Source organism: Faecalibacterium intestinale, from assembly GCF_040096575.1.
GTDB classification, from domain to species: Bacteria; Bacillota; Clostridia; order Oscillospirales; family Ruminococcaceae; genus Faecalibacterium; species Faecalibacterium intestinale.
Genome location: NZ_JBBMEN010000001.1, coordinates 192,295 through 206,539, shown reverse-complemented (window position 1 = coordinate 206,539; position 14,245 = coordinate 192,295). Strand labels below are relative to the sequence as shown.

Annotated in this window: 17 protein-coding genes; 14 read left to right on the top strand and 3 right to left on the bottom strand. The window is 57.2% G+C overall.

What is annotated here, in order from left to right; all coding sequences use genetic code 11:
* The first annotated feature begins 103 nt into the window (after positions 1-103).
* The 10 genes from WMO20_RS00950 to yqeB are packed head-to-tail and all read left to right on the top strand — an operon-like array spanning position 104 to position 9,287.
* Entirely contained in the window at positions 104-907 is an 804-nt protein-coding gene (locus tag WMO20_RS00950; RefSeq protein ID WP_349185550.1) for an FAD binding domain-containing protein, read from the top strand.
* Positions 908-1,378, top strand: a complete 471-nt coding sequence (locus tag WMO20_RS00945) for a (2Fe-2S)-binding protein (protein ID WP_349185549.1) — start codon at positions 908-910, stop codon at positions 1,376-1,378.
* On the top strand, positions 1,375-3,663 hold the full coding sequence (locus tag WMO20_RS00940) for a xanthine dehydrogenase family protein molybdopterin-binding subunit (protein WP_349185548.1): 2,289 nt from the start codon (positions 1,375-1,377) through the stop codon (positions 3,661-3,663). Before WMO20_RS00945 ends, WMO20_RS00940 begins: the two co-directional genes overlap by 4 nt.
* 6 nt (positions 3,664-3,669) lie before the next feature.
* Positions 3,670-4,371 (top strand): selenium cofactor biosynthesis protein YqeC, encoded by a 702-nt coding sequence (gene yqeC / locus WMO20_RS00935; protein WP_349185547.1) that lies wholly within the window; start codon positions 3,670-3,672, stop codon positions 4,369-4,371.
* Positions 4,368-5,405 (top strand): selenide, water dikinase SelD, encoded by a 1,038-nt coding sequence (gene selD, locus WMO20_RS00930; RefSeq protein WP_349185546.1) that lies wholly within the window; start codon positions 4,368-4,370, stop codon positions 5,403-5,405. The genes yqeC and selD overlap by 4 nt, the downstream gene beginning before the upstream one ends.
* Before the next feature lie 14 nt (positions 5,406-5,419).
* Positions 5,420-6,034: a sulfurtransferase-like selenium metabolism protein YedF gene (gene yedF, locus WMO20_RS00925; protein WP_349185545.1), complete on the top strand. Its 615-nt coding sequence runs from the start codon at positions 5,420-5,422 to the stop codon at positions 6,032-6,034.
* Positions 6,031-7,179 carry an aminotransferase class V-fold PLP-dependent enzyme gene (locus WMO20_RS00920; protein WP_349185544.1) on the top strand — a complete coding sequence of 383 codons (1,149 nt, stop codon included), beginning with the start codon at positions 6,031-6,033 and terminating at the stop codon, positions 7,177-7,179. The genes yedF and WMO20_RS00920 overlap by 4 nt, the downstream gene beginning before the upstream one ends.
* Positions 7,170-7,400 carry a putative Se/S carrier protein gene (locus WMO20_RS00915; protein WP_349185543.1) on the top strand — a complete coding sequence of 77 codons (231 nt, stop codon included), beginning with the start codon at positions 7,170-7,172 and terminating at the stop codon, positions 7,398-7,400. The genes WMO20_RS00920 and WMO20_RS00915 overlap by 10 nt, the downstream gene beginning before the upstream one ends.
* A 19-nt stretch (positions 7,401-7,419) precedes the next feature.
* Positions 7,420-8,475: an XdhC family protein gene (locus WMO20_RS00910; RefSeq protein ID WP_349185542.1), complete on the top strand. Its 1,056-nt coding sequence runs from the start codon at positions 7,420-7,422 to the stop codon at positions 8,473-8,475.
* Positions 8,472-9,287: a selenium-dependent molybdenum cofactor biosynthesis protein YqeB gene (gene yqeB, locus WMO20_RS00905; RefSeq protein ID WP_349185541.1), complete on the top strand. Its 816-nt coding sequence runs from the start codon at positions 8,472-8,474 to the stop codon at positions 9,285-9,287. Before WMO20_RS00910 ends, yqeB begins: the two co-directional genes overlap by 4 nt.
* Before the next feature lie 73 nt (positions 9,288-9,360).
* Here yqeB and WMO20_RS00900 read toward each other — a convergent pair whose 3' ends face one another.
* The 3 genes from WMO20_RS00900 to WMO20_RS00890 form a co-directional block, all read right to left on the bottom strand.
* Positions 9,361-9,555: a DUF3873 family protein gene (locus WMO20_RS00900; RefSeq protein ID WP_015538508.1), complete on the bottom strand. Its 195-nt coding sequence runs from the start codon at positions 9,553-9,555 to the stop codon at positions 9,361-9,363.
* A 160-nt stretch (positions 9,556-9,715) separates the two neighbouring features.
* Complete coding sequence (locus WMO20_RS00895) at positions 9,716-10,219, bottom strand: DUF2812 domain-containing protein (RefSeq protein WP_349185540.1); 504 nt, start codon at positions 10,217-10,219, stop codon at positions 9,716-9,718.
* Positions 10,216-10,533 (bottom strand): PadR family transcriptional regulator, encoded by a 318-nt coding sequence (locus WMO20_RS00890; protein ID WP_349185539.1) that lies wholly within the window; start codon positions 10,531-10,533, stop codon positions 10,216-10,218. The genes WMO20_RS00895 and WMO20_RS00890 overlap by 4 nt, the downstream gene beginning before the upstream one ends.
* A 242-nt stretch (positions 10,534-10,775) precedes the next feature.
* On the opposite strand from WMO20_RS00890, the gene WMO20_RS00885 reads away from it, so the two are divergent.
* From WMO20_RS00885 to recO, 4 genes are all read left to right on the top strand, one after another.
* Positions 10,776-11,771: a PhoH family protein gene (locus WMO20_RS00885; protein ID WP_097780335.1), complete on the top strand. Its 996-nt coding sequence runs from the start codon at positions 10,776-10,778 to the stop codon at positions 11,769-11,771.
* Positions 11,772-11,794: 23 nt separating this feature from the next.
* The gene (gene ybeY / locus WMO20_RS00880; protein ID WP_112089898.1) at positions 11,795-12,286 is read left to right on the top strand and encodes an rRNA maturation RNase YbeY; all 492 of its coding nucleotides are present in this window, start codon (positions 11,795-11,797) and stop codon (positions 12,284-12,286) included.
* Positions 12,287-12,329: 43 nt separating this feature from the next.
* Positions 12,330-13,265, top strand: a complete 936-nt coding sequence (gene era, locus WMO20_RS00875) for a GTPase Era (protein ID WP_308562601.1) — start codon at positions 12,330-12,332, stop codon at positions 13,263-13,265.
* Positions 13,266-13,484: 219 nt separating this feature from the next.
* Positions 13,485-14,234, top strand: a complete 750-nt coding sequence (gene recO / locus WMO20_RS00870; protein ID WP_249242045.1) for a DNA repair protein RecO — start codon at positions 13,485-13,487, stop codon at positions 14,232-14,234.
* Positions 14,235-14,245: the final 11 nt, after the last annotated feature.

Genomic DNA, 14,245 nt, shown 5'->3' with positions numbered 1-14,245 from the left:
ACAAAAACACCCCTTCAGCAGCATTTTATAATAGTATTATACCGAAAGCTGTGCTAAAATAAAAGCAGAGATATCGCAGCGATAGAAAAGAGAGGTACTGCACATGATGACGATCCGAGAATATAAGCGGGCAGAAAGTCTGGAGGAAGCGTGGCAGCTGAACCAGAAAAAGCCAAACCGCATTTTGGGCGGCATGATCTGGCTAAAGATGGAAACCATCAATGTCGGCACCGCCATCGACCTTTCCGGTCTGGGACTGGATACCATTGAGGAGACCGAGGACAGCTTTTCCATCGGCGCTATGGTCACCCTGCGCCAGCTGGAACAGCATCCGGGGCTTGCCGCCTATACTCATGGTGCTATGCGGGAGACTGTGCGCCATATCGTGGGCGTGCAGCTGCGCAATCTGGCAACCGTGGGCGGCAGCATTTACAGCCGGTTCGGTTTTTCGGATGTGCTGACCATGTTCCTAGCCATGGACTGTGATGTAGAGCTGTACAAAGGCGGTATCCTGCCGCTGCATGAATATGCCCAGCGCCCCTATGACCGGGATGTTCTGGTGCGGCTGATCGTAAAAAAGACACCGATGCAGCTCTATTACCAGTCGGTGCGCAACAGTCAGACCGATATTCCGGTGCTGACCTGCGCCGCTGCCCGGTTGGAGACCGGAGATTACCGCATCGCCATTGGTGCACGTCCGCTGCGCGCTGTGCGGTTCGAGCTCCCGGCAGAGCCTGCCCTTGCGGCAGAACAGCTTGCCGCACAGCTTGCGGAAAGCGTAAAGGCGCAGATCGTTACCGGCTCCAATATGCGCGGCAGCGCCGAATACCGCAGGCATCTGGCTGGCGTGCTGACAAAGCGCGCAGTGCTGGAACTGGAACAGCGTAAAATGCAGGAGGAAAAGTAAATGCAGATCACACTTACATTGAACGGTGTCCGGGTATCCGAGGAAATCGCCCCGGATATGCTTTTGATCGATTTTGTCCGCGCACACGGCTGCAAGAGCGTCAAGCGCGGCTGCGAGACCTCCAACTGCGGTCTGTGCACCGTGTTTATGGACGATAAGCCTGTGCTGTCCTGCTCCGTGCTGGCAGCCCGTGCCGATGGGCATAAAATCACCACGTTGGAGGGCTTGCAGCAGGAGGCCGCCGAGTTTGGTGCCTTTATCGCAGATCAGGGCGCAGAGCAGTGCGGCTTCTGCAACCCGGGCTTTATCATGAACGCGCTGGCTCTGTTCCGGGAGCAGCCGTACCCCAGTGAAGAGCAGGTGAAGGAATACCTTGCCGGAAACCTGTGCCGCTGCTCCGGCTACGAAGGCCAGCTGCGCGGCATCATGAACTTTCTGGCATGGAAAAAGCAGAAGGAGGGCGCACAGTGAAAACCGTCAACAAACCGTTCCGCAAAAAAGACGCGATGCAGCTGGTCACCGGCCAGCCTGTTTATATGGATGATATCATCCCGCAGGACTGCCTGATCGTCAAGCTGCTGCGCTCGCCCCATGCAAACGCCATCGTCCGCAGCATCAACACCGCTGTTGCCAAAAAGGTGCCCGGCATCGAAGCCATCTTCACTTGGGAGGATGTGCCGCAGGATGCCCGCCGCTACACACAGGCCGGCCAGACCTACCCGGAGGCCAGCCCCTACGACCGTCTGCTGATCGACCGCCACGTCCGCTTTGTGGGAGATGTGGTGGCTATCGTAGCCGGTAAAGATGAAAAGTGCGTAGATAAGGCGCTCAAGCTTATCAAAGTAGACTACGAGGTGCTGGAAGCTGTTCTGGATTTCCACACCGCAAAGGATAACCCCATCCTTGTGCACCCGGAGGACAACTGGGAAAGCCTTGCCCCCGTGGGTGCCGACAACAAGCGCAACCTCTGCGCCCACGATGCGTGCGGCAGCGGCGATATTGACGCTGTGTTGGCCGGATGTGATGTGGTCATCGACCATGTGTACCACACCAAGGCCTGCCAGCAGGCTATGATGGAGACCTTCCGCACCTATTGCTCCATTGATACTTACGGGCGTTTGAATGTGCTCAGTTCTACCCAGATCGTTTTCCACGCCCGCCGCAACATTGCCAATGCACTGCACATTCCCAAATCCATGGTGCGTGTCTCCAAGCCCCGCATCGGCGGCGGCTTTGGTGCAAAACAGACCGCCGTCAGCGAGGTGTACCCGGCCTTTGTGACATGGATGACCAAAAAACCTTCCAAGCTTATCTTCAGCCGGGTGGAAAGCCAGACGGCTTCTTCGCCGCGCCACGAGATGGAGATGCACGTCCGTCTGGGCGCTACCAGAGACGGCATCGTGAAGGGCATCGACCTGTACACTCTGTCCAACACCGGTGCTTACGGTGAGCATGGCCCCACTACCGTGGGTCTGTCCGGTCATAAGTCCATTCCGCTGTACGGCAAGGCCGAGGCCTTCCGCTTTGTCAGCGATGTGGTATATACTAACCACATGTCTGCCGGTGCATACCGCGGCTATGGTGCTACGCAGGGTCTGTTTGCGGTGGAATCTGCGGTCAACGAGCTGGCACACAAGCTGAACATGGACCCCATTGCACTGCGCCTGAAGAACACCGTGCAGGAGGGCGATGTGATGCCCGCCTATTACGGCGCGGTAAATACCAGCTGCGCACTGGACCGGTGCGTGCTCAAGGTGCGCGAGATGATCGACTGGGAGCACAAGTATCCTGCCCGGGATATGGGCAACGGTAAGATCCGTGCCGTGGGCATGGGTATGGCAATGCAGGGCTCCGGCATCTCCGGCATGGATGTAGGCAGCGCTACCCTCAAGCTGAACGATGACGGTTTCTATACCCTGATGATCGGCGCTGCCGATATGGGCACCGGCTGCGACACCACGCTGGCGCAGATCGCTGCCGAGGTTCTGGACTGCCCGCTGGATAATGTTACCGTCTTTGGTGCGGATACGGATTCCTCTCCCTATGATTCCGGCTCCTATGCTTCCAGCACCACCTATGTCACCGGCAAGGCCACTGAGAAGTGCGCCATGAAGCTGCGGGAACAGATCTGCAAGCTGGGCGCGGAACTGCTGGAATGCCCGGCGGATGCCGTGGAGTTTGACGGCAAGGTCGTGTTTGAAAGCGCCGACCCCACCCACCAAAAGACTTTGTCCGATATCGCCTTTGCTTCCCAGTTCGGCCATAAGATCCCGCTGGAATTTACCGAGACCCACACCTCGCCCTTGTCGCCGCCGCCGTATATGGTGGGCGCTGCCGAGGTAGAGGTGGATACCGAGACCGGCGAGGTGAGGGTGCTGGAATTTGATGCCTGCGTGGACTGCGGAACTCCCATCAACCCCAACCTGACCCGGGTGCAGGCCGAAGGCGGCATCCTGCAGGGTATCGGCATGACCCTGACCGAAAACATCACCTACGACAAAAACGGCTACCCGGAAGAGAATTCTCTGTTCCAGTACAAGATCCCTGCCCGCAACGATATCGGCCGCATCCATGTGGAGTTTGAGAACAGCTACGAGCCCAACGGCCCCTTTGGTGCAAAGTCCATCGGCGAGGTGGTCATCAATACGCCGCTGCCCGCCATCTCGGACGCCATTTACAACGCCATCGGCACCCGCTTCTACGAGCTGCCCATCACCCCGGAGCAGATCGCTATGGCAGTTGCAGCCAAGCAGTAAAGGCTGATGCTGAACGAAAAAGTGCTTCCGTTTCTGGCAGAGAAAGGGCATATCGTTTCTCTGGTAGGCGGCGGGGGCAAAACCACCCTGCTGTATGCCATGGCAGACCACTGTGCCCGCAAGGGCTGGCGGGTGGTTGTGATGACGACCACCCGCATCCGGCAATCGGTAGCCTACTATGCACCGGATGACGCAGCGCTTACAACTCTGTGGCAAGCGGGTCACTACGCAGTGATCGGCACTCCGGCAGAAAACGGGAAGCTGACTTTGCCGCCGCAGCAGCTTTTGCGCCGGATGGCGCAGGCAGATGCGGTATTTATAGAAGCGGACGGTGCAAAGCACCACCCCTGCAAGGTCCCGGCGGCGCACGAGCCTGTGCTGCTGCCCCAAAGCGATATCGTTTTGGCGGTAGCAGGGCTTTCGGCGCTGGGCAAGCCCTTGCGGGAGGTCTGCTTCCGCTATGAAACCATCCGTCCGCAGTTTTTAGCGACTGCGCCGGATGCGCCCCTTACGCCGGCCATGTTGGCGCAGCTGCTTGCAAGCACGCAGGGCGGCCGCAAGGTGGTGGGTGACCGGGAGTTTTACGCTGTGCTCAATCAGGTTGATACGCCGGAACTGCAGCAGCAGGGCATACAAATACAACAGCTTTTGCGTCAGCAGGGCATACAGTGCGTGCTGACGCATTTCAAAGAGGAAGAACGCGCATGAGCAAGGAAGATAAGATCGTATTCTGTACCGGGGGCGGCTGCACCGCAAAGCTGGGTGCCGGGGTGCTGAGCCGTATTCTGGAAAAGCTGCCCCGGGGCGAAAAAGACCCGGATCTTCTGGTCGGCTACGACAGCCGGGATGATGCCGCAGTCTACCGCATTACGGACGACATTGCACTGGTGCAGACCGTGGACTTTTTTCCACCGATGGTGGACGACCCCTACACCTTTGGGCAGATTGCTGCCACGAACGCCCTGAGCGATGTCTACGCCATGGGCGGCGAGGTAAAGACTGCCTTAAATCTGGTCTGTTTCCCAGAGGATATGGACTTGAATGTGCTGGGCGAGATTTTGCGCGGCGGTGCTGAAAAGGTGGCAGAAGCCGGCGGCAGCCTTGCGGGCGGGCATTCCATCGCGGACAGCGGGGTAAAATACGGCCTTTCCGTGACCGGCCTTGTAGACCCGCACCGGATGTATACGAACGACACCGGTATGCCCGGCGACAAGCTGGTATTGACCAAGGCTTTAGGCGTGGGTCTGCTCTGCACGGCAAACCGCGTAAGTGAGGCCGCCCCGGAGGAGATGGAAGCAGCTATCCGCTCCATGACCACCTTAAACAAAACGGCGGCAGAACTCAGCCGCAAGTATCACGTCCATGCTGCTACGGATGTGACCGGCTTCAGCTTTCTCGGCCATCTGCATGAGATGATGGGCGGCAAACTTTCCTGCATCATCTACGCAGATGCCGTGCCGGTGCTGCCGGGCGCAGAAAAAGCAGCGGATGCGTTTTTGTACACTGCCGCCGGGCAGCGCAACCGCAACCATACCGGGCCGTTCGTCCGGTTTGAAAACGTAAGCTTCGCCATGGAGGAGGTCTTGTTCGACCCGCAGACCTCCGGCGGGCTGCTGCTGGCAGTAGATCCGGCGGATGCAGCGGCTCTGGAGCAGGAACTGCGCACCGCAGGTCTGCCGGCAAGCATCGTGGGAGAAATCCTGCCGAAGCAGGAAATCGAGATCACTGTAATAGACAAATGAGAGGAGTAATCAGCATGGCTGAGTTTATTAAAGTAGATGCACTGGGCGATGCCTGCCCGCTGCCGGTCGTCAAGGCGAAAAAGGCGATTTCTGAGCTGCAGGGCGCGGGACAGGTGGAGGTACTGGTGGACAACGAGATCGCCGTACAGAACCTGACCAAGATGGCACAGCAGAAGGGCTATCAGTATAGTGCTGAAAAGCTGGAAGAGCGCAAGTACCGTGTGCTGTTCACACTGGGAGAAGCGGCAGACGCCCCGGCAGAGCAGGCTCCTGTCTGCGTACCGGATGCCCGAACCGATACGGTGGTGGCTATTTCCGCTGCCGTTATGGGCGATGGCAGCGAGGAGCTGGGCAAGACCCTGCTCAAGGCCTTTGTGTTTGCACTGACCCAGCAGGACAAGCTGCCCAAGACCATCCTGTTCTATAACGGCGGTGCGGCGCTGACCTGTGAAGGCTCTGCCATGCTGGAAGATCTCAAGGCACTGGAAGCACAGGGCGTGGAGATCCTGACCTGCGGCACCTGCCTGAACTTTTACGGCCTTACCGAGAAGCTGGCGGTGGGCAGTGTGACCAATATGTATACCATTGCCGAAAAGCTGACACAGGCCGGGAACGTGGTAAAACCGTGATCTATCTGGATAACGCAGCCACAACTCTGCATAAACCACCGCAGGTGGAACAGGCTATTCTGGAGGCGCTGCACACGGCAGGCAACCCCGGGCGCGGCGCACACGAGCCTACCCTTCACGCCGCACGGATCGTGCTGGACACCCGTCTGGCGCTGGCAGAGCTTTTCCATGCGCCAGACCCCTCCTGCATTGTTTTTGCCGCCAACGCAACCATGGCGCTGAACACAGTACTGAACGGCGTGCTGCATCCGGGCGACCATGTCATCACAACGGTATGCGAGCATAACTCCGTTCTGCGTCCGCTGTACCGGCTGCGGGCGCAGGGAGTAGAGGTCTCCTTTACCGGGGTGGATGACGTTGCACGGCTTTGCTACGACCAGTGGGAAACGCTGCTGCGACCAACCACCCGGGCACTGGTGGTGACGGGGGATTCCAACGTGACCGGCAACGGCACCAACCTTGCCCGCGCAGCAGACTTTGCCCACCGGCACGGTCTGCTGTTCATCGTAGATGCTGCCCAGACTGCCGGTGCACAGCCCATTGATGTGCAGCGGCTGGGCATAGATGCCCTCTGCTTTACCGGTCACAAGGCGCTTTTGGGGCCGCAGGGTACTGGCGGTGCTTATGTGCGCCCCGGGTTACAGATCGCGCCGCTCCTTGTGGGCGGCAGCGGCGTGCACAGCTTTGACGAAACGCACCCATTGCAGATGCCCACCGCACTGGAGGCTGGCACGCTGAACGTGCACGGCCTTGCAGGGCTGTGTGCCGGGGTGCGCTGGCTGCTGGAGCAGGGCGTAGAAAGCCTTGCCGCCCGGGAAAACGCCCTTGCCTGCCTGTTTTATGAGCAGGTGCGTACTGCACCTGGTGTAACGGTGTACGGCGATATGACCATACAGCCCCGTGCGCCCATTGTGGCGCTGAACATCGGACAGGAGGATTCTGCCCGGGTGGCAGATATCTTGTGGGAGGACTATGGCGTCTGCGTGCGTGCCGGAGCGCACTGTGCTCCGCTGATGCACAAGGCGCTTGGCACTGTGGAGCAGGGCGTAGTACGGTTCAGCTTTTCCCATTTCAATACGGAGCAGGAGGTGCAGCAGGCAGCGCAGGCGGTCTGCGCACTTGCCCGGGAACTTTTATGCGAATAAAACGAAGCTATATCGTGCTTTCCTTCCGTACCACCTTAGAAGCTATGGAGTGGGAAAAGCAATGCCATATCCGACAGGTGCCCGGGCGGCTGATTCCGCTGCCGCGTGAGATCTCGGCAGGGTGCGGGCTTGCATGGCGTATGCTGCCGGAGGACTGGCAAAGCTGGCAGGCAGAACTGGACGAAACACGGTTTGATAAGGTAACGCCTGTGGAGCAATAACAGAGGGAGAGAAACACCAATGAACAGACAAACGCTTGCAGACGTTCTGCAAGATACAAACCAGACCGGCAGCTATACGCTGGCTACCGTGCTGGAAGGCGCAGAGACAGGCAGTCAGCTGCTGCTGCGGGACGGAGATGCCCTGTGGCAGACCCCGAGCGCTGGGCTTTTGCAGCGTCAGCTTGCCGCTTTGCAAGACTGTACCGCTACGGGCTTTCTTACACTGGACGGGCAGCGGGTATTTGCCGAGCGTTTTGGTGCAGTGCCGCAGCTGGTGGTCTGCGGCGGCGGACATGTGGCTGCTGCCCTTGTAAAACAGGCAAAGCTTCTCGGCCTACCGGTGCTTGCCATAGATGACCGGGAAGAATTTGCCCAGCAGCTGCGCGCCGCTGGAGCGGATACCGTGCTTTGCGTCCCCTTTGCACAGGCACTCCAGAATGTGTCCGGCGGAGCAGAGACCTATTTTGCGGTGCTGACCCGCTCCCACGCCTTTGATCTGGACTGCCTTACCCTGATCCTGCAAAAGCCCGCGGCCTATGTGGGCATGATGGGCAGCCGTGGCCGTGCCGCATTGGTGCGCCGTCAGCTGTTGGAGACCGGGTTGGACAGCCAGCGAGTGGAGTCGCTCTGCGCACCCATCGGCCTTGCCATCGGGGCGCAGACGGCTGCGGAGATCGCACTTTCCATTCTGGCGCAGATCGTGCAGGTCAAGAATGGCCGCCCTCAGACCGAGGGTTATCCCATCGCATTGCTGGATGCAATGGTGCAGGCAGAAAATGCCCGCACTCCGGCGGTGCTGGCGACCATCGTTGCACGGCATGGTTCCACCCCGCGGGATGTGGGCGCAAAAATGCTTGTTCTGCCTGATGGCAGTACCGTGGGCAGTGTGGGCGGCGGTATTATGGAGCATTACACGGTACAGGCTGCTCAGAAGCTGTTGGCACAGGCTGCGCCCGTTCTGCAATGCCTGCAGCTTTCGGCTGACGGCAAAAACGAGGATGCGGCCATTGCTGCCTGTGGCGGCTCCATGGAGGTGCTGTTGCAGACACTTTTCCCCGGGGAGGAAGCAAAATGAAAAAGGATGCCTTAATTATCGTGCGCGGCGGCGGCGACCTTGCCACTGGAACCATCCACCGGTTGTGGAGCGCCGGGCTGCGGGTGCTGGTACTGGAAACGGCACAGCCCGCGGCCATTCGCCGTCAGGTGGCTCTGTGTGAAGCAGTGTATGAAGGCGAAACAACTGTTGAGGGTCTGCGCGCTGTCCGCATTGAAACATTAGAGCAGGTGCAGTCTGTCTGGGCGCAGAGCGCTGTTCCGGTGCTCGTTGACCCGGAGGGAGCCTGTATTGCCCGGGCAAAGCCGGAGGTCGTAGTGGACGCCATTCTGGCCAAGCGCAACCTTGGCACCCATCGGGATATGGCACCGCTGACCATTGCCCTTGGTCCCGGCTTTGTGGCCGGGCAGGACGTAGACGTCGTGGTGGAGACCAAGCGCGGCCACCGGCTGGGTAGGATTATCCGGGAAGGGAGCGCAATCCCCAATACCGGCATCCCCGGCGTCATCGGCGGGTACGGTGCAGAGCGGGTGATCCATGCACAGGCCGCCGGTGTTTTTATGAATGTGCGTAAAATCGGTGATCTTGTGGAGAAGTGTGAGACCATTGCCACTATCCGAACTCAGGATGGGACAGATATCCCGGTCACAGCACAGATTCCCGGCATTCTGCGCGGACTGCTGCGCAGCGGCTATCCAGTCACACCGGGTTTTAAGATCGCGGATATTGACCCCCGGCGGGAGGAACTTTCCAACTGTTTCCTGATATCGGATAAATCCCGCTGTATTGCCGGCAGTGTATTGGAACTTGTCTGTGCGCAGGTGTGGCAGTAAAACCTATATAAAAATAACCCCTGCCGTTTTGCGGAAAGGTCTGCAAATACGGCAGGGGTTTTATGGTTCTATGTTAGTTGCGGTAGCAGCGGTCCTGCCCCACAAGCCAGTTTTCGCACAGGCGCTGGGCTTCCTCAAGACTGCGGCTCTCGCAGTCAAAGAATGCACCGCGCATAGAGCAGTAGGAGTAGTGCACCTTAGGAACACCGTTGCCATCCTTGAAGCGCTCGTATCGTTCTTCACCGGGCATCAGAAAAAGCTGTTCCATGGTTCCTTCTCCTTTGTTTTCAAGCAGTATAAACGGCCGCCGGGCGGCGGCACACAACGCTTGCTATTGTATCACGATGGAGAAAAGTTTGCCATTGTCTTTTTATCCAAAGATACGCCAGCTTTTTCTCTGCGGTTGTGTCAAAGAAGGGCTTGACAAATCATTCGTGCAAACTGCGTTCCTTTTCCAGCGCTACTTTCATGCCACGGATACGCCCCAGTGCATAGGAGAGCATTGCTGCGCACAACAGGTTCAACCAGCCGCAGCGAGCCTGATTCAGAGAGTTTGTTACGCCCATGATCAGGTTTGCCAGACAGATCAGGGAAAGCATCCTGTCGATGCGGCTCAGGTGCGTCAGGCGGGAGTCGATATCCGAGAGCAGTTCAAAGCTGCCAAGCTCCGCTTTCCGCCGGAAGTACACCCAGTTGACACAGCCGCCGATATACTCTGCACCCAGCTCCTTTACAAAGGCGCGGTAATCGCTGCTAGGGTTCATCTCCAAACGGATGATATACTCGCCCGGTTCGCAGCGCACAAAGGTATAAAAGGAAAACCCGGTGTTATCCAGTACCCAGCCCTCCTGTGCCATCTCGTTCAGCCAGCGCTCTTCTTTTTCAAAATCCCACACAAAGAAAAGCTTGAAAACGGTTTTCTTTTCCCTCATAAGGCTTCCTCCTTCAGGATGCTCTCACCATTGGCCACAAGCTGCTGCAAGCGGGCAAGCTCATGCTTTAAAACCTGTACACCTTCTGCGGTAAGCTGGTATTCCTTTTTGCGGCTGCCGCTCTCAGCGGGCAGGGGACGGATCCAGCCTTTTTCGCACAGAGAGGTCAAGGCACCATACAGTGTCCCGGCGGCAAGATGGACTCTGCCGCCGGAAAGCTGTTCCGTCTGCTGCATGATGCCATAGCCGTGATGCGGATGGTAAAGAGACAACAGGATATAATAGGTCGATTCTGTCAATGCAAGGTTTTCCATACTGAAATACTCCATGGATTCTATCGGACGTCTTTATATCGTCAACCGATATATCGTACTTAAAGTATATCGTCTCACGATATACTTTGTCAAGTGTTTTCAGAAAAAAAGCTTTAAGACACAGTTCGTATGGAAAAACCGATGGAATGCAGGAAAATATTTTGTGCACTTTTCATAGTTTTCTTCTGAAGATTTTGGTGGTACAATATAGTCATCAAATTCTGCAATTCGGGAGGAGCTCCATGGCGGAAAAGTGTATTGAACTGGATAGTGTAGAGATCGCAGCGGCTGTTTTTGGCAACTGTGACCGGAATATTCGCTTATTGGAAAAAGAGTTTTCTGTCACCGCCGTCTGTCGCGGCACACAGCTGCGCATTTCCGGCGAGCCTGCCAACGTGGCCGCTGCGAACCGCGCCGTGGAGGGAATGCTGCTTCTGATCGAGAACCGCACCCCGCTGGAGGATCAGACTGTGCACTACTGCATCAGTCTGGCGCATGATGGCGCGGAGAAGCGGGTAAAGGAGCTGACCGAGGATTTTGTTACTGTCACGGTCAAGGGACGCCCGATCCGCCCCAAAACACTGGGACAGAAGGAATACCTGAGCGCCATCCGTTCCAATGCCATTACCTTCGGTGTCGGCCCGGCGGGTACCGGCAAGACCTATCTGGCCGTTGCCATGGCGGTAAAGGCCTTCAAGGCCAAAGAGGTCTCCCGCATTATCCTGACCCGCCCGGCGGTGGAAGCGGGTGAGAAGCTGGGCTTTTTGCCCGGTGACCTGCAGCAGAAGGTAGACCCCTATCTGCGGCCGCTGTATGATGGCCTGTTTGATATGCTGGGCGCAGAAACCTACGAGCGTCTGGTGGAAAAGCAGATCATCGAGGTCGCTCCGCTGGCTTATATGCGCGGGCGCACACTGGATGATTCCTTTATCATTCTGGACGAGGCGCAGAACACCACCCCGGAGCAGATGAAAATGTTTCTTACCCGTATGGGCGTAGGCTCCAAGGTGGTCGTTACCGGTGATGTGACCCAGATCGATCTGCCGGGCAGCACCCGCAGCGGTCTGGTGGACGCGCTGAAGGTGCTGAAGGATGTGAACGGCATTGCACAGTGCTACTTTACTGATAAGGACGTTGTGCGCCACCGGCTGGTGCAGGAGATCGTTAAGGCTTACGAGCGTGCCGCCCATCCGGCTGCCGAAGCGGAAAATAAAGAAAACAAAAAGAATTTTAAATAACCCTTTGAAAGGAGTGGACCGATATGTCCAACAAAGTTTTGATCACCAACTCCCAGAAAGCTGTCAAGGTGCCCTCCGGGCTCCGCATTCTGATTCGCCGCGCCTGCAACGCTGTGTTGGAGTATGAGCATTTTGACCGTCCCGCAGAGATCAGCGTTACCTTTGTGGACAACGCTGCCATTGCCGAGCTGAACAATCAGTATCGCAACAAGCCCATGCCCACCGATGTGCTGAGCTTTCCTCTGGGTGAGGACGGCAAGTATGATATCGACGAGAACAACGGCTGCATGATGCTGGGCGATATCGTCATCAGCATGGAGCGCGCCATGGAGCAGGCCAATCTGTATGGGCATCCGCTGCAGCGGGAGGTGGCTTTTTTGACTGTTCACTCCATGCTGCATCTGCTGGGTTACGACCACGAAAACGGCGGTCTGGAAGCTATGCGTATGCGCGAAAAAGAAGAGGCTGTGCTGCTGCAGCTGGGTCTGCCCCGCACGGTCAGCTACACGGAATGATATCCCTTTGCAACAGAACATAAAAACAAGACAGGAGTTCGCTTTGAGTACTACAACACCCGTTCAGGAGCATTACGACACCTCCTCTGTATTCGTTGCTGTCATCGGACGGCCGAACGTGGGCAAATCCAGCCTGACAAACCTCTTGGTCGGCGAGAAAGTGGCCATCGTCACCTCTAAGCCCCAGACCACCCGTACCCGCATTACCGGCGTGATCACCCGTGGGCCGCTGCAGTATGTGCTGCTGGATACTCCCGGTGTGCACAAGGCGCACAACAAGCTGGGCAAGCGCATGGATAAGACCGCCAGCGATTCCATTGCGGATGTGGATGTTTCCATGATGCTGTTCGAGCCCTACGGTGCGTTGAACGAATCTGAGATGGCGCTGGTGGAAGCGCTGCACCGCAGCGGCCCAGCCATTGCGGTCATCAACAAGACTGACCTTGTGAAAGACCCTGCCGATTTGGAAGCCCGCAAGGCAGAGCTGAAGGCACTGGGTGTGTTTGATGCAATCTACACCATCAGCGTGCGCAACAAAGAAGGCAGCGAGGAGCTGTTTGATGCTCTGAGCCGTTACGCCGTGGAAGGTCCCCATTACTTTGATGATGACGCCTACACCGATATGCCGGAAAAAGAGCTGGTGGCTGAGGTCATCCGCGAAAAAGCATTGCTCTTCATGCGGGACGAGATCCCGCACGGCATTGCAGTGGTGGTGGAGCGCTTCAAGGAGCGCCCGGGCACAGACCTGATCGACATTGATGTGAACATCTACTGCGAGCGGGAGAGCCACAAGGGCATGGTCATCGGCAAGGGCGGTGCGATGCTCAAAAAGATCGCCAGTGCTGCCCGCGCCGACTGCGAAGAATTTCTGGGCTGCCGGGTCAACCTGCAGTGCTGGGTCAAGGTAAAATCCGACTGGCGGGACAACGAGTTTTTGCTGAACAATTTCGGCTTTAAGCAGAATCCCTCCAACCGCTGAGCGCTGCCAAAGCAGGACAGTTTTCCCTTGTATGCTGTGCTAGAATCAGGCTGACACTATAAATAAGCGTTGCCTTTGCACAGGAAAGGGAAGGAGTGCTGAAAATGGATGCTGCTGCAAGCTGGCAGGCCTTTGCCTGCACGGGGAATATTCTCCGTTATCTCGATTACAAACAATGTGTGCAGCTGCCCGCCGAGCATCCGGCAGGAGAAACGGACGATGGAACCATTTGTGACCATGGGTCTGGTACTGAAGGAGACCCGTTATAGAGAAGCAGACCGTATTCTGACGATCCTAACCCCGAAGCTGGGCGTTATCACGGCAATGGCTGCAAACAGTCTGCGACTGAAAAGCAAGCTGTTCAGCGCCTGCGGGCTGTTCTGCTATTCAGAGTTTACACTGGTGCCCGGACGCAATATGTATACCGTGCGGGAAGCCGAGGTGCAGAACATCTTCCATGGCGTTTCTTCCTCCATTGAAGGGGTAAGCCTTGCTATGTATCTTACCGAGATGGCTGCTGCGCTTTCGCCTACTGGAGAGGAAGCAGCCCGGGAGCTGCGGCTTGTGCTGAACAGCCTGTATATGATCAGCGAGCACCGCACCGACCTGCGGGTGATCAAGGCGGTATTTGAGCTGCGCACCATGAGTGAGTGCGGCTTTATGCCGCAGATTGTCTGCTGCCGGGACTGTGGCACCTACGATGAAGGAGATGCCTTTTATCTGGACGCACAGGAAGGGCATCTGCTCTGTGCAGCCTGCGCCGCAAAAGCAGGCAAGAACTGCAATCTGGACAAGGCTGCGCTGTTTGCACTGCGTCACATCTGCTTGGTAGAGGACAAAAAAATATTTGCATTCAAGATCTCTGTGGGCAGTCTGGCAAAGCTTTCCGCAGTGGCTGAAAACTATGCCCTGACGCATCTGGATAAGCCGCTGAAGAGTTATGCCTTTTTGAAAAGCGTGCTGCCCTGACCAAAAAGGAA

Coding starts and splice junctions, on each gene's coding strand:
- WMO20_RS00915 (WP_349185543.1), top strand. CDS start 7,170: ATGCGAATAAAACGAAGCTATATCGTGCTTTCCTTCCGTACCACCTTA.
- WMO20_RS00885 (WP_097780335.1), top strand. CDS start 10,776: ATGGCGGAAAAGTGTATTGAACTGGATAGTGTAGAGATCGCAGCGGCT.
- selD (WP_349185546.1), top strand. CDS start 4,368: ATGAGCAAGGAAGATAAGATCGTATTCTGTACCGGGGGCGGCTGCACC.
- WMO20_RS00945 (WP_349185549.1), top strand. CDS start 908: ATGCAGATCACACTTACATTGAACGGTGTCCGGGTATCCGAGGAAATC.
- recO (WP_249242045.1), top strand. CDS start 13,485: ATGGAACCATTTGTGACCATGGGTCTGGTACTGAAGGAGACCCGTTAT.
- WMO20_RS00910 (WP_349185542.1), top strand. CDS start 7,420: ATGAACAGACAAACGCTTGCAGACGTTCTGCAAGATACAAACCAGACC.
- WMO20_RS00950 (WP_349185550.1), top strand. CDS start 104: ATGATGACGATCCGAGAATATAAGCGGGCAGAAAGTCTGGAGGAAGCG.
- yqeB (WP_349185541.1), top strand. CDS start 8,472: ATGAAAAAGGATGCCTTAATTATCGTGCGCGGCGGCGGCGACCTTGCC.
- WMO20_RS00895 (WP_349185540.1), bottom strand. CDS start 10,219: ATGAGGGAAAAGAAAACCGTTTTCAAGCTTTTCTTTGTGTGGGATTTT.
- yedF (WP_349185545.1), top strand. CDS start 5,420: ATGGCTGAGTTTATTAAAGTAGATGCACTGGGCGATGCCTGCCCGCTG.
- WMO20_RS00890 (WP_349185539.1), bottom strand. CDS start 10,533: ATGGAAAACCTTGCATTGACAGAATCGACCTATTATATCCTGTTGTCT.
- yqeC (WP_349185547.1), top strand. CDS start 3,670: ATGCTGAACGAAAAAGTGCTTCCGTTTCTGGCAGAGAAAGGGCATATC.
- WMO20_RS00900 (WP_015538508.1), bottom strand. CDS start 9,555: ATGGAACAGCTTTTTCTGATGCCCGGTGAAGAACGATACGAGCGCTTC.
- ybeY (WP_112089898.1), top strand. CDS start 11,795: ATGTCCAACAAAGTTTTGATCACCAACTCCCAGAAAGCTGTCAAGGTG.